The 25,090-nt window shown below is 60.5% G+C and carries 21 protein-coding genes; 7 read left to right on the top strand and 14 right to left on the bottom strand.

What is annotated here, in order from left to right:
• Positions 1 to 143: 143 nt before the first annotated feature.
• Complete coding sequence (locus tag NAV33_RS13255) at positions 144 to 2,144, bottom strand: peptidase U32 family protein (RefSeq protein WP_255980742.1); 2,001 nt, start codon at positions 2,142 to 2,144, stop codon at positions 144 to 146.
• Positions 2,145 to 2,561: 417 nt separating this feature from the next.
• Between NAV33_RS13255 and NAV33_RS13250 the strand changes: the two genes are divergently transcribed.
• Positions 2,562 to 4,703 carry a TonB-dependent siderophore receptor gene (locus NAV33_RS13250; RefSeq protein WP_255980740.1) on the top strand — a complete coding sequence of 714 codons (2,142 nt, stop codon included), beginning with the start codon at positions 2,562 to 2,564 and terminating at the stop codon, positions 4,701 to 4,703.
• Positions 4,704 to 4,943: 240 nt separating this feature from the next.
• On the opposite strand, the gene NAV33_RS13245 is transcribed toward NAV33_RS13250, so the two are convergent.
• From NAV33_RS13245 to NAV33_RS13215, 7 genes are all read right to left on the bottom strand, one after another.
• On the bottom strand, positions 4,944 to 5,732 hold the full coding sequence (locus tag NAV33_RS13245) for an ion transporter (protein ID WP_255981055.1): 789 nt from the start codon (positions 5,730 to 5,732) through the stop codon (positions 4,944 to 4,946).
• 165 nt (positions 5,733 to 5,897) lie between these two features.
• Positions 5,898 to 6,233 carry a DUF3325 domain-containing protein gene (locus tag NAV33_RS13240; RefSeq protein ID WP_255980738.1) on the bottom strand — a complete coding sequence of 112 codons (336 nt, stop codon included), beginning with the start codon at positions 6,231 to 6,233 and terminating at the stop codon, positions 5,898 to 5,900.
• Positions 6,230 to 7,795, bottom strand: coding sequence for a PepSY-associated TM helix domain-containing protein (locus tag NAV33_RS13235; protein ID WP_255980736.1), 1,566 nt, complete (start codon positions 7,793 to 7,795; stop codon positions 6,230 to 6,232). The genes NAV33_RS13240 and NAV33_RS13235 overlap by 4 nt, the downstream gene beginning before the upstream one ends.
• Positions 7,792 to 8,094, bottom strand: a complete 303-nt coding sequence (locus NAV33_RS13230; protein WP_255980734.1) for an iron transporter — start codon at positions 8,092 to 8,094, stop codon at positions 7,792 to 7,794. The genes NAV33_RS13235 and NAV33_RS13230 overlap by 4 nt, the downstream gene beginning before the upstream one ends.
• Before the next feature lie 119 nt (positions 8,095 to 8,213).
• Complete coding sequence (locus tag NAV33_RS13225; RefSeq protein ID WP_255980732.1) at positions 8,214 to 10,262, bottom strand: TonB-dependent receptor domain-containing protein; 2,049 nt, start codon at positions 10,260 to 10,262, stop codon at positions 8,214 to 8,216.
• 138 nt (positions 10,263 to 10,400) lie between these two features.
• Complete coding sequence (locus tag NAV33_RS13220; RefSeq protein WP_255980730.1) at positions 10,401 to 11,732, bottom strand: sensor histidine kinase; 1,332 nt, start codon at positions 11,730 to 11,732, stop codon at positions 10,401 to 10,403.
• Positions 11,732 to 12,433, bottom strand: a complete 702-nt coding sequence (locus NAV33_RS13215) for a response regulator transcription factor (protein WP_255980728.1) — start codon at positions 12,431 to 12,433, stop codon at positions 11,732 to 11,734. Before NAV33_RS13215 ends, NAV33_RS13220 begins: the two co-directional genes overlap by 1 nt.
• Before the next feature lie 170 nt (positions 12,434 to 12,603).
• Here NAV33_RS13215 and NAV33_RS13210 point away from each other — a divergent pair, with 170 nt between their 5' ends.
• The gene (locus NAV33_RS13210) at positions 12,604 to 13,455 is read left to right on the top strand and encodes a CAP domain-containing protein (RefSeq protein ID WP_255980726.1); all 852 of its coding nucleotides are present in this window, start codon (positions 12,604 to 12,606) and stop codon (positions 13,453 to 13,455) included.
• Between the two features lie 161 nt (positions 13,456 to 13,616).
• Here the strand turns inward: NAV33_RS13210 and NAV33_RS13205 are convergent, their stop codons facing one another.
• Together NAV33_RS13205 and NAV33_RS13200 are read right to left on the bottom strand one after the other, a co-directional pair.
• Positions 13,617 to 14,195, bottom strand: a complete 579-nt coding sequence (locus NAV33_RS13205) for a hypothetical protein (protein ID WP_255980724.1) — start codon at positions 14,193 to 14,195, stop codon at positions 13,617 to 13,619.
• A 14-nt stretch (positions 14,196 to 14,209) separates the two neighbouring features.
• Positions 14,210 to 14,815: a hypothetical protein gene (locus NAV33_RS13200; RefSeq protein WP_255980722.1), complete on the bottom strand. Its 606-nt coding sequence runs from the start codon at positions 14,813 to 14,815 to the stop codon at positions 14,210 to 14,212.
• Positions 14,816 to 15,319: 504 nt separating this feature from the next.
• On the opposite strand from NAV33_RS13200, the gene NAV33_RS13195 reads away from it, so the two are divergent.
• Complete coding sequence (locus NAV33_RS13195; protein WP_255980720.1) at positions 15,320 to 16,306, top strand: TerC family protein; 987 nt, start codon at positions 15,320 to 15,322, stop codon at positions 16,304 to 16,306.
• Positions 16,307 to 16,340: 34 nt separating this feature from the next.
• Here NAV33_RS13195 and NAV33_RS13190 read toward each other — a convergent pair whose 3' ends face one another.
• A complete protein-coding gene (locus NAV33_RS13190) occupies positions 16,341 to 16,994 on the bottom strand; it encodes an ion channel (protein WP_255980718.1) in 654 nt (217 codons plus the stop codon).
• A 491-nt stretch (positions 16,995 to 17,485) separates the two neighbouring features.
• Between NAV33_RS13190 and NAV33_RS13185 the strand changes: the two genes are divergently transcribed.
• From NAV33_RS13185 to NAV33_RS13175, 3 genes are all read left to right on the top strand, one after another.
• Positions 17,486 to 18,094: a DJ-1/PfpI family protein gene (locus NAV33_RS13185; RefSeq protein WP_255980716.1), complete on the top strand. Its 609-nt coding sequence runs from the start codon at positions 17,486 to 17,488 to the stop codon at positions 18,092 to 18,094.
• A gap of 78 nt (positions 18,095 to 18,172) precedes the next feature.
• On the top strand, positions 18,173 to 18,631 hold the full coding sequence (locus NAV33_RS13180; protein ID WP_255980714.1) for an Rrf2 family transcriptional regulator: 459 nt from the start codon (positions 18,173 to 18,175) through the stop codon (positions 18,629 to 18,631).
• 96 nt (positions 18,632 to 18,727) lie between these two features.
• Complete coding sequence (locus tag NAV33_RS13175) at positions 18,728 to 19,618, top strand: NAD(P)/FAD-dependent oxidoreductase (RefSeq protein ID WP_255980712.1); 891 nt, start codon at positions 18,728 to 18,730, stop codon at positions 19,616 to 19,618.
• A 152-nt stretch (positions 19,619 to 19,770) separates the two neighbouring features.
• Here NAV33_RS13175 and NAV33_RS13170 read toward each other — a convergent pair whose 3' ends face one another.
• The 3 genes from NAV33_RS13170 to NAV33_RS13160 all read right to left on the bottom strand — a co-directional run bounded on the left by NAV33_RS13170 (position 19,771) and on the right by NAV33_RS13160 (position 24,058).
• On the bottom strand, positions 19,771 to 21,693 hold the full coding sequence (locus NAV33_RS13170; protein WP_255980710.1) for a methyl-accepting chemotaxis protein: 1,923 nt from the start codon (positions 21,691 to 21,693) through the stop codon (positions 19,771 to 19,773).
• 197 nt (positions 21,694 to 21,890) lie between these two features.
• Entirely contained in the window at positions 21,891 to 23,192 is a 1,302-nt protein-coding gene (locus NAV33_RS13165) for an SLC13 family permease (protein WP_255980709.1), read from the bottom strand.
• A 32-nt stretch (positions 23,193 to 23,224) separates the two neighbouring features.
• Positions 23,225 to 24,058, bottom strand: coding sequence for an amidohydrolase family protein (locus tag NAV33_RS13160; RefSeq protein ID WP_255980707.1), 834 nt, complete (start codon positions 24,056 to 24,058; stop codon positions 23,225 to 23,227).
• 208 nt (positions 24,059 to 24,266) lie between these two features.
• Here NAV33_RS13160 and NAV33_RS13155 point away from each other — a divergent pair, with 208 nt between their 5' ends.
• Entirely contained in the window at positions 24,267 to 25,004 is a 738-nt protein-coding gene (locus NAV33_RS13155) for a GntR family transcriptional regulator (RefSeq protein ID WP_255980705.1), read from the top strand.
• The last annotated feature ends 86 nt before the right edge of the window (positions 25,005 to 25,090 follow it).

Genomic DNA, 25,090 nt, shown 5'->3' with positions numbered 1-25,090 from the left:
TGTTCTAGCCGCCTGACGGGCGGGCGTATCGAACGTACCGGACGGCGGCCTCGGCTCACAAGGTTTTTACGAAACGAATCAGCGGCTGGTTGAGCTGCGGACGCCATGACGGCGTCCGGCTCATATCGCACGTGGCATGCTACTCAGGCGTGCGGCTTGTTGCGGATGGTCTTCATCAGGTCGGCTGGCGTGATGTGCCCGACCACGCTACCGGCGCTGCCCGGCTGTGGCAGGTTGAGGATGTTGCCCTTGATCTTGCCGATCACGTGCATCTCGCAGGGCTTGCAGTCGAACTTCAAGGTCAGCACCTCGTCACCGTGTACAAGCTGCATCGGCGCAACCTTGGTGCGCACGCCGGTGACGCCCTTGGCCTGTTTCGGGCAGAGATTGAAGGAGAAACGCAGGCAATGCTTGGTGATCATCACTGGCACTTCGCCGGTTTCCTCGTGGGCCTCGTAGGCCGCATCGATCAGCTCCACGCCGTAGCGCTGATAGAAGGCGCGTGCCTTCTCGTTGTAGACGTTGGCGAGGAAGCTTAGATGCGACTCCGGATAGACCGGCGGCGGTACGCTGACGGCCTTGCGCGCGCCCAGCGGACGAATCGCCTCACGGGCCTCGGTCAGCGCCTCGATGGCTTCGCGGCGCAGGGCCTTGAGTTGCGAGTTGGGGATGAAGAACGCCTGAGGAGCGTCTACGTCAACTTCTTCGGCGTGGTAGATCGTGGTGCCCAGCTGGCTCAGCAGGTCGGCGATCTGACCGGGTACTTGCTCAGGCTTCTTCGCTTCGCCGAACGGGCCTGACAGCGAAACCGTGACATAGGCGCCTTCTTCGCTGGTCACGTGCAGCTCCAAGTCGTCCGCCCGCAGCTTGGCCAACCAGCGCACACCAACACGGCGCTCGGCGGATGTCTTCAGCAGTGCTTGCTGCCAGTTGTGGTCCAGGTTGCGGTTCAGCGGATGGTTCGGACGCAACTGGCGCAGCGCCGCTGGCATCTCGTTCGGCTCGACGCGGTACTGCAAGAGCTGCTGGCCGTCCTCTTCAAACTGCCCCAGCGGCTCGACCACGCTGGCGCGGAAACCCACCACTTCACGCTTGATCAGCACATTGAGGCCGTCACCGTTGGACAGCGGTTCGCGCGTCTGGACGGTCAGGTCGTGCTTGCCGACCTTGAGCACTTCACCCACGGCGAGGCCGGTGAAGGTCGGCGAATCGAACGCGCCGATGTCGATCTTGCGGTCGGTGACGAAATAGTCGGTGCTGCCGCGATGGAAGGTCTTGTCCGGGTCCGGCACGAAGAAGTGATCGGTGCGACCGCTGGAAGCACGGGCCAGGTCGGTGCGCTCTTCGAGAATCTCGTCCAGGCGCTGGCGGTAGTAAGCGGTGATGTTCTTCACGTAGCTCACATCCTTGTAGCGCCCCTCGATCTTGAACGAGCGCACGCCGGCATCGACCAGCGCGCGCAGATTGGCGCTCTGGTTGTTGTCCTTCATCGACAGCAGGTGTTTATCAAAGGCGACCACGCGGCCCTGGTCGTCCTTCAGCGTGTAGGGCAGGCGGCACGCCTGGGAGCAATCGCCGCGGTTAGCGCTGCGTCCGGTCTGCGCATGGGAAATATTGCACTGCCCGGAAAAGGCGACACACAGCGCACCGTGGATGAAAAATTCAATGGCGGCATCGGTCTCATCGGCGATCGCACGGATTTCCTGCAGGTTCAACTCGCGCGCCAGCACCAGCTGCGAGAAGCCTGCCTTGTCGAGGAACTTGGCCCGTTCCAGGGTACGAATGTCGGTCTGGGTACTGGCGTGCAGTTCGATCGGCGGGATGTCCATTTCCATTACGCCCATGTCCTGCACGATCAGCGCATCGACGCCGATCTCGTACAGCTGCCAGATCAGCGCGCGCGCAGCTTCCAGCTCGTCGTCATGAAGAATGGTGTTGATCGTGACGAATATCCGCGCATGGAACAGGTGAGCGAAGGTCACCAGCTCGGCAATGTCCGCCACGCTGTTCTCGGCATTGTGCCGCGCGCCGAAACTCGGCCCGCCGATGTACACCGCATCGGCGCCATGCAGGATGGCCTCCCTGGCAATGGACACATCCCGCGCGGGGCTGAGCAGTTCGAGGTGGTGCTGGGGTAGGGACATGAGCGCGGACCGGCTGTGAATCGAAAGTCGCGCATTGTAATGGCTTGCGGCCTGTTTTGGGTTGGCCGCTGGGCGTGTCAGCCAGTTGATCCTGCACTGTAGATGACCGAGAGCCACGTTCCCCGAACGCTTGTGCTTGGCGAGGCCCGTTTAGCCGACTTCAAGTGCCTTTGCAAAAAGCTTTCTGACACACCGTTCGAAAACCGTCCTCGGTGAGCCTGTATCAACAGAGAGGCCAGAACGCCCGGCAAGTCCATGCGCTAGCTTGCTCGCCGAAGATTTTGCTATTGCTGTTAAAATGATTAAGTATCTTATTTGAGATTGATTATTATCTCGACCGAAACATGGCGTGCTTGCAAAAAAAAGACCCATCAGGCGCGCGGCTGACATCCACCCACAACAATGAGGAATTCACGTATGACTGGTAGCAAGGCCGGGCTTGACAAAGCGCAGGCATCTTGGCGACGCACCACCACCGCGTTCTTGTGCTGTGCGCCGTTGATTGCACCCCTGAGCGGTAACGCGCAGGAGTCGAGCCGCAAGGAGGGCGAGGAGCCATATCGCCTTGCACCTATCATCGTCAACGCCAACGCATCTGCGGGTGACGACGCAAGCACCGTCGTTGCTCAGGAGCTCTGGGTTGGCGGCAAGGTGCCCACCAGCATCCTCAACACGCCCGCCTCGGTGTCCGTGATTACCCAGAAGGAAATCGAGCAACGCAGCGCCAGCACCACAGAGGAGGTGCTGCAATACACCCCCGGCGTCATCACCGATTTTTACGGTACCGATGACCGCAACGATTACTTCAAGATTCGCGGCTTCCAGGCCACCACTTACCGTGACGGGTTGACGCTAAGTTCGATGCGCGGTGTGCGCGAAGACCCGTTCGCCTACGAGCGCATCGAGATTCTGCGTGGGGCCAACTCCACGCTGTTTGGCCCGGCTGACCCAGGTGGCTCGGTGAACTTTGTAAGCAAACAGCCGCGCTTCAATTCGTTTGGCCAAGGCTATGTAGCCTATGGCTCCTTCGATCATAAGGAAGTCGGCATCGATGTGGGCGATGCGCTCAATGACAGCAAAACGCTGGCCGGCCGCTTCACCGCCAAGACGCAAGATAGTGAGCGCGAATACGACCATTCGCAGGATGACGCGCAATTGGTAATGGGTGGTCTGACCTGGGCGCCGACGGACTTCACCTCGGCCACCGTTATTCTGGATTACCTGAAAACTGAAAGTTCGCCTAACAGCGGTGGTTATCCGCTGGACCAGGAATATGATCGCGACGATTTCTTTGGCGAGCCTAGCTACAACTTTCACGATGTCGAGCGCACCAGCCTAAGCGGCAATTTCACTCATGATTTCGACAACGGCTTTGTGCTGCGCAGCAACCTACGGTACAGCGAGCTCACTGATGATTTTGGCTACGTTTATCTGAGCGATTTTGCCGGTCGTACTGGAACCACTATTCCCCGTGTTCAATTCGGCACAGACAGTGACGCCGATCAGCTCAACGGCAACGTGATGCTGCAATACGATCACCGCTTCGAGAATATCGACAGCAGCTCCTTGGTGGGGATCGAGTATCTCGACTCTTCGACCGAAGCCAGTTCCATATATACCGGTGCGTCCTCTATCGACATAGCCAACCCGGTGTTTACTGGCGTCGCGAGCGGAGCCACGCCCTATAGCGTTCTGAAAAACGACGCCACAACCGCGTCCGTGTTCCTCCAGCAGAACCTCTCGTTCTACGAGCGCTTCATCGTCACTGCCGGTGCGCGCAGGGACTTCATGGAACTGTCCAGCAAGGGCTTCAACGATTTTGATGGCGGGCCGATTGATGAGAGTGACGATATCTCCGAAACCTCTTACCGCGGTGCGTTGACCTATATCGTCTCTGACGAAGTATCCACCTATGTCAGCATGGTGGAGTCCGTGTCGCCACCCGAAGTTGGCGTAACGCCCAAGACCGGCAGGCAGTACGAAGTGGGTGTGAAATATGCGCCTATGGGAATGAATGCGCTTTTCTCGGCAGCCGTTTATGACCTGACCCAGGAAAACATCACCATCGCCGTTGTGCGACCCGATGGCAGCGGAATCGATCAACAAGTCGTTGGCGAGTCGCGTGCGCGTGGCCTTGATTTGGAAGCCAAGGCGGAAGTCACCGAGAATGTGAGCGTGGTCGGTGGCTACTCCTATATGGATTCAGAGGTTCAGCGCGGTACGTTGTTCGACGGCAGCTCAATCAAGGGTAATGATTTCGTTGCGGCGCCAAAGCATTCCGCTTCGTTATGGACTTACTACAGCTTGCCGGGCGACGACATGAGCATCGGTTTAGGCGCCCGTTACACCGGCTCCTACCAGTTCGATGCCGCCAATACCGCCGAAAGCGATGCCACCACGCTCTTCGATGCCGCCTTCAACTACCAGATCCTCAAAGACACCGAGCTGGCCGTTAACGTCAGCAACCTGCTGGATGAGCAGCACGTGGTCGGCTCTGGTACTGCGGACTACTACAACCCCGGCCGTGAGATCACGGCAAAGGTTAGCTACAACTGGTAAACAGGCCGGTCTGCGGTTCAAATCTCGCTGTCTCGCTTCTCCGAGGCAAGACAGCGGAAGCAGGTTCTGCCTCTGCAAAATTGTGGAATTTGCCGGTCGGGTTGCTTGGCCGGCGATGCCCATCTCCGCGCAAACGATGATTCCGACTTGCCATCTGCCGCCTCGCTACTGCGCAGCACAGCGAGGCTCCAAGTCGACGTACGGCTTCGCCTCTTACCGACCCTGTCGGCTAAATGCTGCTTAAGAGGAGGGCTCGGTCCCTTCCTTTGACAGCCGTTCCTGAGCGCCCAACTGCGCGCGTAACCCCTGAACCTCGTGGTTCAGCTGTTCGACCTGTTTCAGCAGGCTTTGCATCACTGCCCGGTCGGCTTCCTGTTGTTTGGCACTCTCATCGCTCTTGTCAGCGGTGAACAGCGAGCCAACGTAAGCCGCGAAGCTACCGAACAGCCCGACACCGGACACCATCAGCAGCACCGCTACGATGCGACCCTCGGTCGTGACCGGGTAGTAGTCGCCATAGCCGACGGTCGTGACGGTCACGATTGCCCACCAGAGCGCTTCTTCCGGCGTATTGATAGCGCTTTGCGGGTTAGGCGCCTCGACCAGCAACATCGTAATTGCTCCGAACGCGACCAGCAGCAGCGTGGCTGTGGCGACAGACGCGACAATGCTTTCAGCCCGGTTGCGAAACAGCAGGCGCCATATGATCTGCGTTGACTTGATCGCGCGCAGCGCACGCAGAACCTGCACGACACGCACCAATTTCGCCGCCTGCAGGCCTCCCGCCGGCACGCTGGCCAACAGGTCGATCCAGCCCCAACGCATGAACCGCCATTTGTCTTCGGCCATTTGCAGACGTCTGACGAAGTCGATGAAAAAGAACACGCAGACGATGTTGTCGATGTAACCCAGAAGCTCGGACACATCGGGCGGCAGGTCGAGCAGCAGGTCGGCGATCAGCGCCCCCACGACATACAACGAGAGCACAAGAATGAAAAGCTGGAAGGGCGAAACAGGGCGGTTGGTCATGGTAATGGCAAGCATGGGCGTGAGATGGGCCGCAGCTTAAGGCATGCGGCGGCTCCCTTACACACCGCATCCGCCTTCGTTGACAGGCGAGCTCGGTTGGGGGGATTGAGCCTGAAATAATTTTCTTCAGGTTCTCAGCAGTACTTCGATGAGGTGTCGCTTCGCTCAAATCAGTACGCAAACCGCCCAAATCATCCCGCCTAACAAGGGTAACCCCGTCGCCAAACGCGGGGCGTAGGGGATCAGCAGAAGCAGAGCGAAGCCGGTAAGCGAGATCAGACCGAACCAGCCGACCAGCGCCATGCCGCCGGGCCATACGCGGGTAGCGGTATACACGGCGAGGCCGAGCAGAAGGGCGCCTACCGGTACGCAGAGACGGCGTAGCCGAGCGGGAACGTGTGGGTGGGCCAGTTGTTTCCAGTGGCGTTCCTTGCCCAGGCAGAAGCCGAGCATACCGGCGTAGGCCAGCAGCAGACTGGCGAGCAGGGCCGAACCGTTCATGACGAGACTCCCGGAACCGGGTGGTTGAGGGAAGCTTGGCGCGATTTCCTGGCGGCGACGACCGCCGGAATTTTCCAGGCGGTCCAGCCCGACAGCAGGCCCATCGCAAACACGGCTGCGAGAACGGACAGCCGGATGCCGTCCAGGGCTGCGTTGATTGTCATCAGGTCCAGCAGCGGCAGTGTCATCGCCAACGCCGCGGCGGCGAAGAGTTGCTCGCGCCATGCAAGTAACGGCTTGCGAGCCCGGGCATGTAGCCAGCTCAGGGCCCAGATGCCGAAGAACAGGCGCAACTCCCAATCCTGCCGATTGGCCAACTCAGCCGGCAGCAGGCGATTGCTCCACAAGAGCGCGACGCAGGCCAGGGAAAGCCCGGCCACCACGGCCACGTTGAGGCTTTCCACCATCCGCAGGAACTGCGCGTTGGCTTTGGCCTGCTTGCGTTGCTTGACGGTGTAAAGAACCAGCCCAGTGGCAATCATGGCGCAGCTGACCAAGCCACAGATGAAGTACAGCCAGCGCATCGGGTAGCCGCCGAACTGGGCGAAGTGCAGGCCGGCCATCACGCGTTGGGTCAGCTGGCTGGTGCGCGACGGCTCCGGCGCCTGGATCAGCTCACCGGTGACACCGTTGAAGACCATGCCTTCGCCCTTGGTCAGCTCGATGCGATTACCCAGTACCGGTCGCGCCGTGACCTGGGCATTCGCCCTTCCCGGGTTGCTCACGGCCAGACCGCCAATCATGCCCGCGCCGTAGTGCGCCTCGGCATGGGTAACTATCTCGCTTAGCGGAAGCAGCGGCGCGGCCTGCGCTTGCACGGGTTTGCTGCCGCGGTCCTCGCCGCGCGACACCTGCGCGGCGGCACGGGCCGGTTGCGCCTCGCGGAAATAGGCCTGGCGATCGCCGTCGTACAGTGCATCGACTGCTGCCGGCATATAGAGCACGAAGAAAATCGCCAGTCCTGTGTAGGTAATCATCAGGTGGAACGGCAACAGCAGGACGGCGCTGGCATTGTGGCCGTCGAGCCAGGAGCGCTGCCCTTTGGCCGGGCGAAAGGTGAAGAATTCCTTGAAGATCTTCTTGTGGGTAATGATCCCGCTGATCAGCGCCACCAGCATCGCCATCGCCGCGAACCCCACCACCCAGATGCCGAGCAGCCGTGGCATATGCAGCGTGTAGTGGAAATGGAAGAAGAAGTTGCCGCCGATGGTTTCCCGCGCCTCGACGGTCTCGCCAGTGAGCGGGTCCAGATGCGTGCCACCACTACCACCACGCCGCCGCTCCCCGACCGACACGCCGAGGTCCGGCGAACGCTCGGTCGGCAGGCTGATGTTCCAGTTCGTCTCATCGACGTGATGCTCCATCAGCCAGCGCTGCGCGACGTTGGCGGCCTTAGCGGGCGATTGCGCCTGATCGGTCAGTTCCGGCTGCATCCACCAGCTGATTTCCTTGTCGAATACCGCCAGGGTTCCGGTGAGGAATATGGCGAACAGCACCCAGCCGAGCAAAAGCCCGCACCAGGTATGCAGCCAGGACATGGATTGCGTCAGGCTGCCTTTCATTGCAACGCCTCCAACAGCTGTGGCCAGAAGCCGATGGCTGCCAAGGGCAGGGCGCCGCTCACGCCGGCCAGCACACGACGCACCGAGGTTGCGGTGAAAGCCCAGAGAATGAACCCCAGATAAACCACGAACGACAGCAGCGAGGCCGTCGCAAGGGCATCGACGCGATCCATCGGTAGCAGTCGTGCCAGGGCGGCCGTGGCTGCATAGGTGAAGGCATAGCCGCCGAGGACGGCGAGGGCGGTACGCGCCGCAATGTCAGGCCATGCACTTCGCGATTGCGATACGGAACGAGTCACGACAGGCTCCCGGTGGGAAACAGCTGAAGTCATACAAAAAATCCGCCAGGCAAGCCAGCGGGCAGTCTGTTCGAGGCGGGTGTGGCAAGCCGCGAAGGCCAGGCCGCGCCGCATCGCGTTTAAAAATCGACCGTCATACCCACGACCAGCCGGCGTCCGTCCAGTACCACTTCGTAGTCGTCATTGGTGACTTCCTTGTTGGCGATGTTGTACACCCCGGCCTTCACATCGACGCTCTGAGTCAACTGGTACACCACGCCAGCGTCGAAGAAACCGTAGCCGGGCGTGCCGTCGGACATGCTGGTGCGGCTGAGATAGGTGCTGGTTTCGCTGCGGTAGTTACCTTGCAGCCAGGCGTTGAGGCGGGAAGTCGCCTGCCAGTCGAGCAGGGCGTTGGCCATGTGCTTGGGCTGCTTGTTCAGCGGATCGCCCTTGAATTCGCCGGTCTTCTGCTCGGAGTCGGTGAAGGTGTAGCTGGTGCTCAGATGTAGGTTCGGCAGAAAATCGTAATCCAAGGTCCATTCGACGCCCTGCATGACGGCTTCGTCGACGTTCATCCGGGTGCTGAGAAAGTAGAAGTTGTTGCCGCCGAAATCGCAGGACCAGGCCGCCACGTTGTTCCGGTTGGTACTGGAGCCGTCGGTGTCGGTTTCGCAAATACGGTCTTCGGTGATCTTGTCCTTGTACTGGGTATAGAAAGCCATGACGCTGGTGGCGAAGCCCAGCTCCGGGTTGTCGTAGTTGAAGCCCAGCTCGTAGTTGGTGCTGGTTTCCGGATCAAGTTCCGGGTTACCGATGATCAGCCCGCGCGGGTAGGGCGCGGGCGAACCGCCGCCGCCAGTACCCCGACCGAAACCTTCGGTGGCATCGGCGAGACCGGGTTGCTTGTAACCGGTGGAAATGCCGCCCTTGAGCGTCAGGTTCGGTGTGGATTGGTACACGCCGTAGAGGCGCGGCGACAGGTAGCCGCCGAACAGCTCGTCGTCGTTGTAACGCAGGCCAGTGGTGACCGCCAGATCTTCGGTCACGCCCCATTCCGCTTCAGCGAAGACAGCCGCCAGCCAGCGATCGACGCTCGCCACGGCGCCCGGCACGTTGGAGGTCAGCAAGCCGTTGGATTCGTCGACGAAGTCTTCGTACTTGTACTGGCCGCCAACGGTAAACACATGCGAGCCCCAGAAATAGCTGGCCTGGGTGTTGAGCGTAGTGATCTCCTCACGCTTGGTCAGGTCCTGGACACGCTCCGATTCGTCGTGTTGCAGATAGCTGCTAACCTGCCAATCGGCGTAGTGGCCGTCATGGGCCAGCACGTAGATGTCTTTTTCGTAGTCAGTGGTGTTTTTCGTCGCGGTGATGTCGACGCTCTGGCCCGGGTGATGGGTTTCGTTCAAGCGCGCGGCCTGGTAACTGAGCGAGAAGCGATTGTGCTCGTCGGGGGTCAGATAGAGTTCGACGCCGCCTTGCTTGCGCTGGCTGTCCGGCATGCTGGCGGCACCGTCGCCGCCGCCGATGTAGTCGCTTTCATCCGCCCGGGTGTAGCTGCCGTTGAGCCGGGCGCCAAGCAAGCCAGGCACCAGCGCGCCGCCCAGGTAGAAGTTGGTGGTCGCTTCGTCTTCGTTGATGTCGTTCAGCGAGTGGCCGTATTCGGCGGAAATGGTACCGGCCCAGGCATCGCCGCCTTTGCGGGTGATGATGTTGATCACGCCGCCCATGGCCTCGGAGCCATACAGCGAAGACATCGGCCCGCGGATCACTTCGATACGTTCGATCATCGCCAGCGGCGGCAGACCGATCTGCTTGCCGCCGTCGCTGCCGTTGGTATTCACCGAACGGCCAGCGGAAACGGGGCGGCCATCGACGAGATACAGGGTGTAGGACGAACTCATGCCTCGAATGCTGATGTCCTGCATGTTGCCGCCGCCCGTAACGTAGACGCCGGGTATGTTTTTCATCGCATCGACGACGTTGGTGTACGACTGCTTTTCCAGCTGCTCGCGGGTGATCACCGAAATGCTCGCCGGGGCCTTGGCGATGTTCTGCTCATAACCGGCAGCGGTCACCACAGTCGTGGGCTGCAGCTCGAGGGGCTCTTCGGCATGTGCCGGTGTGCTCATCCAGGTTGCCACAGCGATTGCGCAAGCCAGCCGGTGTCGATTGAAAATCACCATTTACAGCAGTCTCCCTGAGAAGCGTTACGTCGTCTGCGGTCCGTTGGGTAACCGCGTGCCTGGCGCAGCAGTGTTACTGGCTGCCGTGTCGGTCGTAATGCTATGTATTCTCATTTGAGAGTAAAGCGCATTTACAATCTATACACTTCGCAGGCGGATGTTCATCCGCAAACCGGGCGCGCCGTTCTCGGCCCAGATATCGCCGCCCTGCATCAACACCATGCCGCGGGCGATGGCCAATCCAAGGCCGAACCCATCGCCTCCGGGCCGCGCTGCACTGAGGCGGGCGAAGGGGCGAAAGATGACTGGCAGTTGCTCCCGTGGGACGCCCGGTCCTTGATCTTCAATGCACAGACGCCAGCAATCAGGCTCACGGTGGGCTGATAGGCAAATGGCACCTTCTGCAGGGGAGTAGCGGATGGCGTTGCGCAAGATATTCTCCATCGCCTGCGCCAGCGCGTTCAGATTGCCGAGCACCTGGCAGCCCTCCGGCACCCGTGTGCAAATACGCTCGCGCGGCCAGCCCGCCTCGAAGCAGGCGTTTTCGCAGAGCACATCCCATAAGGCCTCGACATCCACCGGCTCGCACTCGAAGCGCGGCTGCTCGCTGTCCAGCCAGGCGAACTCCAGCGTGCTGTCCACCAGTTGCTGCATACAGACGACTTCGCGGTCGGTACGGCAACGCATCTCTTGTACGCTCAGCTCACTTTCGCAGGCCACGCGCAGGCGACTAAGGGGCGTGCGCAGTTCATGGGAAAGGTCGCGTAGCAACTGTCGCTGCTGGGTGATGGAGTCGCGCAGGCGTTGGGTGAGATATTCGAGTGAGCGGCCCAATTCACCGAGCTCATCGCTGCGACGGGCGATCGACATGGGCAGCAGCGAGTCGAGACGATTGCCCCGCAGCGCATTGGCCTGCCGGCGCAAACTATCCAATGGCGACACCAGCAGGCGATAGAGTAGCCAGCAGAATAGTACTGACAGCAGTACCGGAGGCAAATACACCGCGCCGGCCGTGAGCAGCGCATGGTTGCGCCAGGGGCGAAAACGCTCGGGTAGGCGCATGATCAGCTTCTCGCCCGCCTCACTCAGCGGGATCGAGACGAGCGGCAGGCCCGCGTTGCGACGGCTCATCGGCCACTCATAATCCCTCACGAAGGTGAGCATCTGACGCTCCTCGACGCTCAATGTCTGACCGCCGAGCGGCTGCAGGTGCTGGTCCACTACCACCATCCAGCTCGACTCGCGTTGCCGCATAGTCCTGAGCCAACGGCCCAGATCTTCCGGCCCCGCTTGCAACGCGGTGTAAGCGTCCTTGGCGTAACCGGAGAGGACCTCGCGCGCGTCCTCTGACAGGTAGGAATTGTTCCGGTCGATCTGTCGACCGACATAGCCGCTGACCCAGATCATCGACAGGCAAAAACCGGCGACCAGTAGCACCAGGCGCCAGAACAGCGAATGACGGTTGGGCATCAGTCGGCCTGCAGTTCCAGCACGTAACCCTTGCCCCATACCGACTCCAGGCGCAGCGCGACGACCTGCTCGCGTGCGAGTTTGCGGCGAATATTACTGATGTGCATGTCCAGGCTGCGGTCGTGTTGCGAGTAGCCACGGCGCAGCGCCTGTTGATAGAGGAACGGCTTGCTCAGCACCTCGCCAGCTGCATCGTGAAGGACCTTCAGCAATCGGTACTCGGTGGCGGTGAGGCCGGTCCAGCGGTTCTCGTAACGTAGATCGCTGCGCTGATCGTCGAACCTCAGCAGGTCGTCATTCGCAGCCGGTGGCACGCTACGCTCGTAGGCGACGCGGCGCAGGATGGCGGCGATACGCACCTGCAGTTCTTCGATGCTGAACGGCTTGGGCAGATAGTCGTCGGCGCCGCTGTCGAAACCCTGGATGCGATGCGCCTCGTTGCCCAGCGCGGACATCATCAGCACCGGCGTGCGGCAGTTCGTGCGCAGTTGGGTAAGCAGCTCCAGGCCGCTGAGGCCCGGCAACAGCACGTCGAGAAGGATGAGGTCGTAATCTGTCTCGCTGGCCAGCGCCAGCCCGCTCGGGCCTTCGTCGGCAAGGGTGACCTGAAAGCCGCGGCTCTCCAGGGATGTTTTCAAATGGGCACCGAGAATCGGGTCGTCTTCGATTGCAAGAATCTGGCGGGCTGCGGAAGGGAGCATTACAGGAACCGGTGCAAATAAGAATGATTATAGATTGCTGGTGTGCCGGTGCGGCAATAGGCATCGACAGTTGAGAAGGTTGCGCTGGCGTACTGTCATCGGCGGCTCGACTTGAGATGCGCTCTCGGTGCATCGTCAAACTACTCACAACTTGGGCTTTCGGAGATTTCATGCGCGTCCTTTCATCCTCCCTGCTTTTGGCTGTGCTACTGAGCGGCAACAGCCTCGCTGTCGCGGCAAACGGCAGCCAAGAGGCGCAGCTGGTCGAATCGATCAACGCCTATCGCAGTGCATTGCAGCATTGCGACAGCGAGGCGAGCGAGGAGCTAGCGCCGCTTTCGCCTGATCCACGTCTGGTATTGCAGGCGACTGGCGCCGGCGATCTACAGGGCTCGCTTGCTCGCGCGGGTTATCCGATGGTCAACGTGCAAGCCATCAGCCTGTCCGGCCCGCGCGATGCGCAAGCGGCCATGCAGGCGCTGCAGGAAAGCTTCTGTCGCGTGTTGCTCGATCCACAGTACGCCGACATCGGCATCAGCCGAGAGGGCCGCGACTGGCGAATCGTCGTCGCGCGACCGCTGCTCGGCGGGCATTTAAAGGACTGGCAGGCGGAAGGGCAGATGCTGCTCGATGAAATCAACCGTGCCCGCGGACAAGCGCGGCAATGTGGCGGCAAGCCTTTCGCTAGTGCGAAACCGCTGGCCTGGAACGCGACCCTCGCCAGCGTCGCTGAAACCCACAGCCGGGCCATGGCCAACGGCAATTTCTTCAGCCCGCTCGACAAGGATGGCCGCACGCCCGGAGATCGGGCGGAGTTGGCGGGTTATAGCGGCACCCAGGTAGGGCAAAACATCGCTGCAGCGGTGGACCGGCCGAGCAGGGTGGTCGAGGGCTGGCTAGCCAGCCCCGGGCATTGCACCAACGTGATGAATCCGCGGTCCAGCGAGCTGGGCGCGGCTTATGCGGTCGACCCGCAGAGCGATGCGGGGATCTATTGGGTGGGGCTATTTGGAGAACCGTGACGAGTGGAGCGAAAGGCGGAGTGTTTCGAGTTAGCGGTTGAGAACGGGCATGCGCCGCGCCGCTATTCAAGGTTCCTGCTGATAACCGGTAAGGAAGCGTTCCCACGGGGGCGTGGGAACGCTTAAACATACATGACAACCGTATCGTCACCGGGACCTGGCTAGATCAGCTTCTTCTTCGCCGCTTCTTCCAGATTGCTCTTGGTGAGGTCGTTTAGCAGCGCATCGCCCGACTCGTTGAACGGCAGTGCAAAAACCAGCAACAAGTGCATCCACGTCGTCAGTTTCTCTTGCTTCTGCACCCGTCCCAACTTCTTACCTTCCCCGTCGCGGAACATCATGTTCATGGTCAGGGTGTTATCGAAGGTACCGGGCACCAGGAAGAAGGTGGCACCAGTAACGAACGCCAAGCCCATACTGCCCGTTTCCTGATTTTGCAGCGTCACCGTCACATAGAGGTCCGATTCTTCCTGCTCCGTGCTGACCCGGGCAAAGCGTCCACTGTCCATGAATGCCTGCCTGAGCAGCCCTTCAATCCTGGCAATGTCGGGACTGCTGGCCGTCGGCGTACCGTTCACCGAATATTCGGTCTGCACCTTCAGGTAAGCGGTTGGTTTGTCCTGCGCAGATTCGGCCAGCGGCCATTGCTCGACCTCCGGCAGCGAGTGGTGGGAGTAAGTCATGCAGCCCTGAAGACTCAGGGACGCGGCTACGGCCAGGAGGGCTATCAGCTTTTTCATTTTTGGCTTCCGTGTCAGTTTGCGAGTTGCTGGGTACTGTCTTGCAGGAGCTGTTCGACGAGCTGCGTGAGCTGGCGCGAACCGAGAGATGTGTTGAAGTAGTCGTAGTCCCAAAGACCTGTGTTCTGATTCAACACCAGCGTTTTGCGTGAAATCGCCAGTTGCTTGCCGGCGGCATCGGTAACCTGCAGCTCGGCGGCGAGGTCGTATTTGTCTACGTAGATGGGGCCGTTTACCCAGATCCACACGGTCAGGGTCAGCAGCGCGCCGGGAAAATAACCGGGATGCGGCGTGCGCTTGCCCTTTAGCGAGCTGAAGTTGAATTGCAGCTGAACATCCTTCTCGTCCAGCTTGGCTGGAAAGCTGATGACTCGCTCGAAGTACTCGCCGCGGTCGACGTGCTGGGCGATTTGCGCCGTCAGTGTGTTGCTGATGTTCCTGCGCTGGGTCTCATTCAGGCGCGTGTCGGAAATCTCCACATCCTTGAGCATTGCGCCGGCGGGTATCGAGTGTTCGACAATTTGCGAAGGCGGACCGATAGGTCCTGAAGGGGTAAAGGAGACGCAGCCGGTCAGCGCCAGCCCCATCAGCGCAGCGGCTAGGTATTTCAACTTGATCATGGAACATCCTTGAAGGTACTTGCAGAAAGTGCTGGCTTGCCGTGGATGGTCGTTGGCGCTCTCTGTGGAGATCTTTTAGCCATCCTTGGGCGCGGCGGAGTTTAGCGGCATATTGCCATCAGGCAAGTGCGCTGATTCTCGCCCGCGGTACTGGTTCTCAATATTGGGCTCAGCCGCCGACATACGGTCTAGTGCGGCTGGCGGGGGATTCAGGCGTATCTTTAGCGGCGCCGCTGGCCATAGCTATGGTTTATGGCGTCGGCTGAGGAAGGTCAGCGAGGCCATTAATAAGCTCAACGCACCGATGTGTCGTCGTTGGGCAAGGACGGCAAGAGGCCCGCTGACCTGAACGCGTCACCAGGCATCGCTAATGACAGCGGATATTCTTTTCAACTAACCTTTCTCGCACGTGGCGCCGGGCCCCTCTGGCGGTGAACAATCCTCACCGTGATGTCGGAGTCACTAAGTTGATTCTTGACTTAGGCAGACATACAGGGAGGGCTCATGACAGCTCTGCACGCGTTTTTGGCGACTCCGTTCCTCGGTACACCTTACTGGTTCTGGCTGGCATTCCTGATCATCGTTTTTGCGCTGCTGGTTTTCGACCTCGGCGTGCTGCACCGCGACCAGCACGAAATCGAAATGCGTGAAAGCCTGCTGCTGTACAGCGGCTATTTCAGCGTCGGCATGGCGTTCGGTGGCTGGGTCTGGTGGCAGCTCGGCGCGACCAAGGCGCTGGAGTTCTACACCGGCTTTCTGGTCGAGCAATCGCTGTCGATGGACAACGTGTTCGTCATGGCGATGATCCTCGGTTTCTTTGGCATCCCCCGCAAGTACCAGCACCGCGTCCTGTTCTGGGGCATCCTCGGGGTGATCATGTTGCGCGCAATCATGATCGGTCTGGGCACGGCCCTGGTGCAGCAGTTCGACTGGATTCTCTACGTGTTCGGTGCGTTCCTGCTGTTCACCGGCGTCAAGATGCTGCTGAGCAAGGACCACGAAGAGCACCCAGATCTTTCGCAGAACCGCCTGCTGGCGTTCCTGCGCCGGCATATCCGCGTTACCGACGACCTCCACGAGGGGCGCTTCCTGGTGCGCCAGCACGACGCCGCCAGCGGCAAGACGCTGCTCTACGCCACGCCGCTGCTGCTGGCGCTCGTGCTGATCGAACTGGCGGATCTGGTGTTCGCCGTGGACAGCGTACCGGCCGTGTTCGCCATCACCCAGGATCCGTTCATCGTCTACACCTCGAACATCTTCGCCATTCTCGGGTTGCGCTCGCTCTATTTCGCGCTCGCGGCTCTGATGCACCGTTTCGTGTATCTGAAGTACGCGCTCGCAATCGTGCTGATCTTCATCGGCGGCAAGATTTTCCTGCATGGCTTCGTCAAGGTGCCGGCATTGTTGTCGCTCAGCGTGACGCTCGGTGTGCTGGCTGGTGGTGTACTGCTGTCGCTGCTCAAGACGCGCGTCAAGTCGGAAGGCCAATAGTGGCGTATCGCGAAAGCGATTTCCCGCCGAGGCGTTAGCGCCGGATCGTCAGTCCGATCAGGCGCGAAACGACCAGGGCGATATACATCACCCCGGCGAATTGCTCGAGCATCACCAACGCACGCGCCATCGGCGTGATCGGCAGAATGTCGCCGATGCCCACACCGGAAAGGATGGTGAAACTCAAGAAGAGCAGTTCGAGCCAGCTGCGCGGCGCTTCGGAATCGAGCAATGCGGTAAAACTGCCCGGAAATAACAACTGGCAGACCATGAAACTGTAGGCGAATGCCCAGGCAAGCAGCGTAAAAGTGGCACCGACCGCAAACAGCTCATCGGTGGTGGCGCGCTGATCTTCCATCATGTAAGCGATCAGGCTGGCTGCGGCATAGAAATAGAAGGCGGATTCGAGCGCTGCCAGCGACAGGCTCAGCACGGGGCCGCCGCGAACCTCGCCGATGATCGTCAGCGCCAGAATGCATGCGGCCAGCGTAAGGGCGACCCACTGAGTCAGTGGGCTACGACGCACCATGCGCAGGGCCGCCACCAATACAACGATGCCAAATGTGCCGATGATGGCCCGCGCATGGGACAGGTCTTCCAGAAACGGGTACAGCACGATACCCAGCAATTGAATGAGCAAAAGGCTGGCAGACGGATAGCGAAGCAGAAATGATTGGTTGGTGTTCATCACGGGCGACAGCCGAAAGGGGATTGAAGCGTACAGTTTCGTCAGCGTGCCTGGCCACTGCCCGGTGCTAGGTACAAAGCGTTTCTTTCAGTGCACCCAATCGTTGTTCGACGTAGCTGCTGGCGATCAAGGTCTTTCCCTTTTTGCTTCGGTGAAGGAGGATGCTGCCGGCTCAGCCAGTGCCAGGCGCTGTGCATGCGTTTGTTTTAATCGAAAGGCAGGTGGATTGTGAGAAAGAAAAAGCCCGTTGACCCCGTCCGGCAGGCGGAAAAGAACCGTGCGCATCGGATTGGCTGGTTAATTGCGCTGGCGGGGATTGTTGTTGGGTTTGTGCTGGTAATGATGAAGCCGGGGCTATAAGTCTTTTCGGTTTTTAAGCGCGGCTTAAGCGGTTCGATCAGCCTGTACCGCTACAGCCGCAGCCCACTGTATCTATCCCAGGTGCCAACCCGCTCGGAGAATGAGCCGTCCCCACAGTGCCGAGCCCAGCCATGCACATCGCCATTCTTACCTTTGACGGCTTCAATGAACTGGATTCGCTTATCGCGCTGGGCATCTTGAATCGCATCAAGCAGCCGGACTGGCGCGTCTCCCTGGTGTCACCGAGTGAAACGGTTACCTCGATGAACGGCGTGCGGCTATACCGCCAGGCCGCGCTGGAAGAGATCGACTCGTTCGATGCCGTGCTCGTTGGTAGCGGCATTAAAACTCGCGAAATTGCTGAGGATGCTGCCGTAATGCGGACGCTGGCGCGGCTCGATCCTGCGCGCCAGCTGATCGGCGCGCAGTGCTCCGGCACTTTGCTGCTAGCCAAATTGGGGCTGCTGAAGGGCATCCCAGGCTGCACCGATCTCACCACCAAACCCTGGGTGCAGGAAGCCGGCATCGACGTGCTGGAACAGCCGTTCTTCGCTCGCGGTAATCTCGCCACCGCCGGCGGCTGCCTGGCCTCCATCTATCTTGCAGCCTGGACGCTGGCCCGCCTGGTTGGGCGAGAGGCCGCAGCCGAGGCGCTGCATTACGTCGCGCCGGTAGGGGAGAAGGTGGAGTACGTCGAGCGGGCGCTGGCCAATATCGAACCTTATCTGCCCAGCGCCTGAACGGTCTCGCCGCGTGGCCTTTGTATAGGTTGCGATGTATGGTGCGAGCCGAACCTGGTCACCGATCGAAAAGCCCGCATGAGAACCGATAGCCGCCTTTCCCGCATGCTCCACGTCCTGCTGCACATGGCGCGCGCCGAACGCCCGGTCACTTCGGAGCAGATCGCACAGATGCTCGGGACCAACGCGGCAGTAGTGCGTCGCACCATGACGGGACTGAGAAAAGCCGGTTACGTCCGCGCCGACAAAGGCTACAACGGCGGCTGGAGCCTTTCGGTCGATCTACAACAGGTCACCTTGCTGGACATCTTCCACGCGGTCGGCGGCCCGCGAATCTTTGCTATCGGCGCGGACCGCGACAATCCGGATTGCCTGGTCGAGCGAGTGGTCAACGCCGCGCTCGAAGACGCCCTGCAACAAGCCGAAGCCCTGCTGTTGCAGCGACTGGGCTCGCTGACGCTGGCTGACATGTCCAGCGAATTTAATACGCTGTACGGCACGTGCCCATCTAAAGCCGCCATTCATCGCTCGCACTGAGCGTCTCAATCTTTTCAGATCATTAAAGCTCTTTCATGGAACTTGCTTATTAGTGTAACTTCAAAAGATACATAAATTAGCAGGAAGGATTGGCTCATGTTCTACGACGTGATCATTATTGGCGGAAGCTACGCCGGATTATCAGCGGGACTACCCTTGGCGCGGGCTCGTCGGCGGGTTCTGGTGATCGATGCAGGTCTGCGACGCAACCGCTTTGCCGCGGCCTCGCATGGATTCCTGACGCAGGACGGTGTACCGCCAGACGAGATCGCCGCTGAAGGTCGCGCCCAGTTGATGAACTACGACACTGTCGACTGGCTCCATGCTGAGGTAGCCCAGGCCGAGCGTGACGACCAAGGCTTCAGCGTCACCGACCGGAACGGAAAGCAGCACAGGTCGCGCCTATTGATCTTGGCTAACGGAGTCGTCGACGAGCTGCCGGCCATTCCGGGCCTGGCCGAGCGGTGGGGCACGCAGGTATTTCATTGTCCGTATTGCCACGGTTATGAACTTGAACAGGGTCGCATCGGAGTGCTGGCGACATCTCCACTATCGATGCACCAGGCGCTGATGCTGCCGGATTGGGGGCCTACAACACTGCTGTTGAACAATGTCTTCGAGCCGTCAGCCGAGGAGCTGGCCCAGCTCGACGCGCGCGGGACAGCGCTGGAGCGCACCAAGGTCACTCGGCTATTGAACGGCGAACCGCTGAACGTGGCGTTGGCAGATGGTCGCCAGCTGCCGTTCGCCGGCCTCTTCGTCGCGCCACGTATGCGCGTCTCGGCATTGGTAAGGCAACTGGGGTGCGAAACGGAGGAAGGCCCGCTCGGTCCCTTCATCAAGACCGATCCCACCAAAGCCACTTCGATCCTTGGTGTATTCGCCTGCGGCGATGCGGCGCGAGCGGCCGGCTCGGTGCCTTTGGCGGTGGGGGACGGCGCGATGGCCGGCGTGGCCGCGCATCGGGTGTTGATGTTCGGGTTCTGAGGTGAACTGGCGATTGAGCGGCGAGGTGTTTGCCAGTCAGGTCGAGCGAGCGCCCCATCCATGCGTCCAACAGCCAGGAGTTTCCGGCGTCTTAGCGCAAGCGCTCGACGGTCGCTCACCATGGCGGTGCCTGGTGAGCGACATGCGTCGTGCTACACGCGGAAGCGGCTGACCATCGCCTGCAGCTCATTGCCAAGGCGAGCCAGTTCGATACTCGATGCGGCGGTCTCATCGCTGGCCGTTGCGGTCTGCTCGGAGATGTCGCGCACGTTAACCACGCTGCGGCTGATCTCCTCGGCCACGGCGCCTTGCTCTTCGGCAGCGGCAGCGATTTGCTGATTCATCGCCTGGATGTTCGAGACCTTCGCGGTGATATCGTTGAGCGCCAACCCGGCCTTGCGTGTGAGCTCGACGCTGCTTTCGGTCAGGTTGTGGCTGTTCTGCATCGCGACCGCAACCTGTTGCGTACCTTGCTGCAGACCGGCAACCAATTGTTCGATTTCCTCGGTCGATTTCTGGGTCCGCTGAGCCAGGCCGCGTACCTCGTCAGCGACCACTGCGAAACCGCGTCCCGCTTCACCGGCACGTGCGGCTTCGATAGCCGCATTGAGGGCCAGCAGATTGGTCTGCTCGGCGACCGCTTTGATCACGTCCATGACGCTGCCGATTCGGTTGCTTTCAGACTCCAGCTTGGTCATGGCTGCGGTAGAGCGAAGCATCTCGTGGGATAGCCGTTCGATCTGGGTTACCGCCTCGGACACTACCGCGTCGCCCGCACGCGCTTCCCGATCCGCGTCGCTGGCGGCTCGCGAAGCATCCTCGGCATTGCGCGCCACTTCCTGCACCGTGGCGGACATCTCGTGCATCGCCGTTGCGACCTGATCGGTCTCGATTTTCTGACCGTTCATGCCGACGCTGGTCTGCTCGGTAATGGCCGACAATTGCTCTGCGGCACCGGCCATTTGCGTAACGCTGTCACGAATACCGCTGATGAGCTCGCGTAGGGTCGCCGCCATGCCCATCACGCCTTGCTGCAACGCACCGATTTCATCCTTGCGCGCGATGTGGCGTTGGTCGGTCAAATCACCGGCAGCGATATTCCTGACGACCGCAAGCGTATCCGCCAGCGGCTGAGTGATCTGACGTGTGATCAACCAGGCAGCCAGCAGGCCGATGAGCAATGCCAGCACGGTAACCGAGATCTGGGTGATTCCAGCCTGAGCGGTCTCGTGATCGCGGCTAGCGTTCTGGGCCTGGGTCAGGGCCATGCCGAGACGGTTGATCTCATCCGTCTCGCTTGCCATTTCCTGGCGTGCCGCTGCAATCGCTTCGGTTTGGGCGGCGACTGCTTTGAGCGCTACGAGATACCCGTCGAGTGCCTGCTCGGTGACGGCCACCTGAGCGGAGAAGTCGTCCCCAAGCACCGCCTTCAAGCGCGCGGCGGATTGCCGAGCCTTCCCAATTTGCTGTTCAACCTTGGCAGCGACTTCGGCCGTAGGCGTGGTGTTGTAACCACGCATCTGGTAGCGCACCAATTGCCAATTCATGCGCAGGTCGGAGATCGCCTTCAGGCCTGCGTAGCGATTGTCTGCATGGCCCGGCAATTGCTCCACCGCCTTGCCCATGGCGTCGATTGGCGCGCTGGCGAGCGTTGCATGCTTGCCCATGTCCGCTCGGGCAGCGCCGCCGGCGGTGTAGGCGTCACGCATCGCTTTCAACGAGGCGCGGTAGAGCTGGATCTGCTCGCCTTGCTTTCGCAGAAGCATCAGATTTTTGGGGTTGGAGAAGTTCGGCGAAATCTCGTTGAGACGAGTCTCAAACCGGTCCAGGGCCCCGTTCACGGCCTCGGCCGATTTCGCATCTCCGTTGTCGAGCATGTACTGCAGGCGCGCAACTCGCAGATCGGCCAGCGATTCGTTTAGCGAAGCGATCTGCTCCATCAAGGCGCTGCGGTGTGTGACGCTACCCAGGCTGAGCCAGCCGGAGACGGCCAACCCGGCGGTAAGCAAAAGCACCGAGCCGAATCCGGTCGCCAGCTTCTTGGTCATGCTGATATCGGCAAACCAGTTCTTCATACAATTTTCTCCTGACCAGATTCGGCTGTGGTGCCGAGACGCCTGACAACCGCTGACGCTGCGACTGCCAGGTGACATCGTGGGGTAGGTAATGCCAATGCCGCTGCCGAGGGGGTGACAGAAATTAAGGCCGTGTTGCATGCCGCATGCGCTGATTGCTATAGCCCGGTGCCACGGCCTCGGGCTATAGCGATAGTTCAATAAACGAACGTCAGCAGCGCGTTGAAGATCAGTGCCGCGACAAAGCCCAGGGGCGCGGCGCGGAACAGCAACTGCGGAAAGAGCGAGGTACGGCTTTGCTCCGTGGTGCACGAGCCGAGGATCAAGCTGCCGCCTGATGAGAACGGCGAGATCGAGGTGGCCTGGGAACCGACAACGATGGCGATGAACAGGAGCATCGGATCAAGCCCTAGCGCCGAGGCAATTGGCGGCACCATCGGGAACAGCGCCGGCGTGACGACCCCCAATGTGCTGGAAAACAGCGACATGAACGCCGCCACCACGCCAAAGACGATCGGGACCATGATCGGCGGGATGCTGTTGCCCATCCACGACGCCAGGGCGTCGATGGTGCCCGCCTTGATGGCGACGGAAATGAGCATGCCCACGCCGCAGATCATGATCAACGTGGCCCAGGGCACCGAGGCCATGGCTTTGCGTTCGTCTCCCAGCTTCAACAGCAGTGCGATGACCGAGAAGATGCTGGCGATCAGGCCGATGTCCATCTTCGAATTGATGAAGCTGACCGTCGCGTTGTCCGGCAAGGCGATGTGCGCGATTGGTGCCGCCAGCACGATTGCCATCATCGCCAACGTCAGCCACAGCGTAATCTTCTGCTCGCGGTTCAGCGGCGTCGGCTCGGTTGCTATATAGGCGGATGCCTTCATCGCTTTGCCATGCCCGGTCAGGAATACCAGTACGGAAATCACCAGCAGCGGAATTACCAGCGTGCTGACGAAAATCCCCGCCGCGTTGATGAAGGCGTCGTTCTCCGGGATGCCTGCGTTGACCATCAAGCCACGGAAAATGATGCCGCTCTGGCTGGACACGAAGTTGGCGCCGCTCAAGGCGCCGTAGTTCACTGCCATGCCACCGGCAATCAGGCTCATGCCAGTGCGCTCACAGAGCAGCAGAGTGATCGGTGCCATGAACGCCAGCACCGTGTAGTAACCCGCGCCCATTGCGGAGATGACCGTCGCAGTGAAGAAGACCGCGAACGGCAACAGTTGCGGCACCGAGCGACAGTGATAGATCAGGTGCTCGGCCAGTTTCTCCAAGGTGCCGTTGACCGTGGCGAAACTGTAGAACAGGCAGACCGAGAAGATGATGAAGAAGATCTTCAACGGCCACATGCTGATGACCTCGGACGGGCTGAGGCCCATACCGAAACAGCCGATCAGGTAAGCGAAGGCGATTGCGAACAGACCGATGTTGATCTTGGTCTTGTAGCCAAGTGCGACGGCGACAACGATGGCCGCGACGACGAGCATGCTCATCATGATGTAAGTGTCCTGTTGTTGTTATGAAGCGTTTAGCGGGAAAGGTTGAAGCCGAACAGCTCCGCCGGATTATTCATCAGTACTTGGGCGCGCTCGCCCGCGTCCGGCAGCAGCGCCTCGATGAAAGCGACCTGCCGGTCATAATCGGTCTGGTCTTCGAACTGGGTGTTGGGCCAGTCGCTGCCCCAGAGGAAACGCTCGATGCCGTCGCTCGCTTCACGCACCTGAGCCAGCACTGTGGCTGCCTGGGCGAGATCGGACTGGCTGCGGTAGGCGGCGGACAGCTTCAGCCATACGCGCTTGTCTCTCAGCAACGCGAGAAACGCCTTGTGGTTGGGCTTGTCAGCGTCGATGCCGCCAGTCGGCAGCCCGAAATGGTCGATCACCACGTCGACGCCGCAGGCCAGAATGGCCGGCACGATCAACGCCACATCATCAATGCTGCGCTGAATCTCGACCTGCCAGCCGCGCGGCGCGAGCCGCTCGAACAGGGCTGTCCAGGCGGGGCCGCTGTAGTCGTTCAGTGTCTTACCGATGAGGTTCAGACGGATGCCCACCACACCGGCTTCGGCCAGTTCGTCCAGTTGAGTCTCGCTGATGTCGGCATCGACCACCGCGACGGCACGCAGGCGCTGCGGATAGCGGCGTAGCGCTTCGAGCATGAAGTGGTTGTCGGTCCCCAGAAAGCTCGGCTGAATCAGCACACCATGCGACAGGCCGTTGCGATCAAGATGCTCGAGGTATTGCTCAACCAGCGCATCGTAATGCGGGCTGTATCGACGGCCGGGCGCCATCGGCAGATCCTGACGGAAGATATGGGCATGCGTGTCTACGCCAGTGAGAGCGGGCGGATAAAAGCCAGTCATAAGCGGATAACCCTGGTCGATTGTTGTAGTGGCGAACGGCCTGGCGTATTCGCCGCCAGATCACGGGCGAACCAAAGCTCGCGGTCACATTTGTTACTGACATGTAGTCATATATATGAATAGATGACCATATATTCAGCGGTAGATATCTGTCAATCGACGTGTCAGTGCTAAAGTGGCTCCCGTCTCGGAAATGGACTGATCAAACATGAACGCCCCGACCCTCGGATACGATGAGCGCCTACCGCTCTATCAGCGTCTACGAGAAGAAATGCTGGCCAAGATCGCCGCTGGCGAGTGGACGCCCGGCGCGCCCATTCCCACCGAAGCGGAACTGACCCGACTGTATGGCGTGGCCATCGGTACGGTGCGCAAGGCGGTGGACACGCTGGTCAATGAAGGGTTGCTGTTGCGTAGCCAAGGCCGCGGTACCTTCGTTCGCCGGCCCAACTTCGATGCCTCGCTGGCGCGTTTCTTTCGCCAGGTGAACGCCAGCGGCGGACGTGAAATCCCCACCAGCCGCATTCTCTCCAAGGCGCTGCAAAAGCCATCGCAGACGGTCGCCACGGCGCTGGAGCTGAACGACGGCGAGCAGATCGTCCGCATGGAACGCCTGCGCATGGTCGAAGGCCGCACGCTGTTTCACGAGGAGATCTGGCTGCCCGCCACACGCTTCGGCGCGTTACTGGAGATCGAGTCCGAAAGCTTTGGCGAGCTGCTCTATCCGTTCTACGAAAAACAGTGCGGCCAGTGCATCGCCTCGGCCAAGGAAACCCTCACCGTTGGGGCAGCCGATAGCACCATGGCGAAAGTCCTGTCGATCAAGGAGGGCGCACCGATGGTGATGATCGAGCGCACGGCCTTGGGCTATGACCGATGCCCGCTGGAATACCGCATGTCCCGCGCTGCGGCCGAGGGGTTCCGGTATCAGATTGATATTTCCTGAGTGATCTGCGCGATGGCCGGTCCGCAGCGCTTGTAGGATGGAAAATGGCGAAGCCTTTTCCACGCGTTGCTCCCAAGCTACTTCGC

Origin of the sequence: Stutzerimonas stutzeri (genome assembly GCF_024448715.1) — a bacterium.
Lineage (GTDB): Bacteria > Pseudomonadota > Gammaproteobacteria > Pseudomonadales > Pseudomonadaceae > Stutzerimonas > Stutzerimonas stutzeri_AR.
The sequence above is the reverse complement of the archived record's forward strand: the minus strand, read 5'-3'. Positions and strand labels throughout refer to the sequence as shown.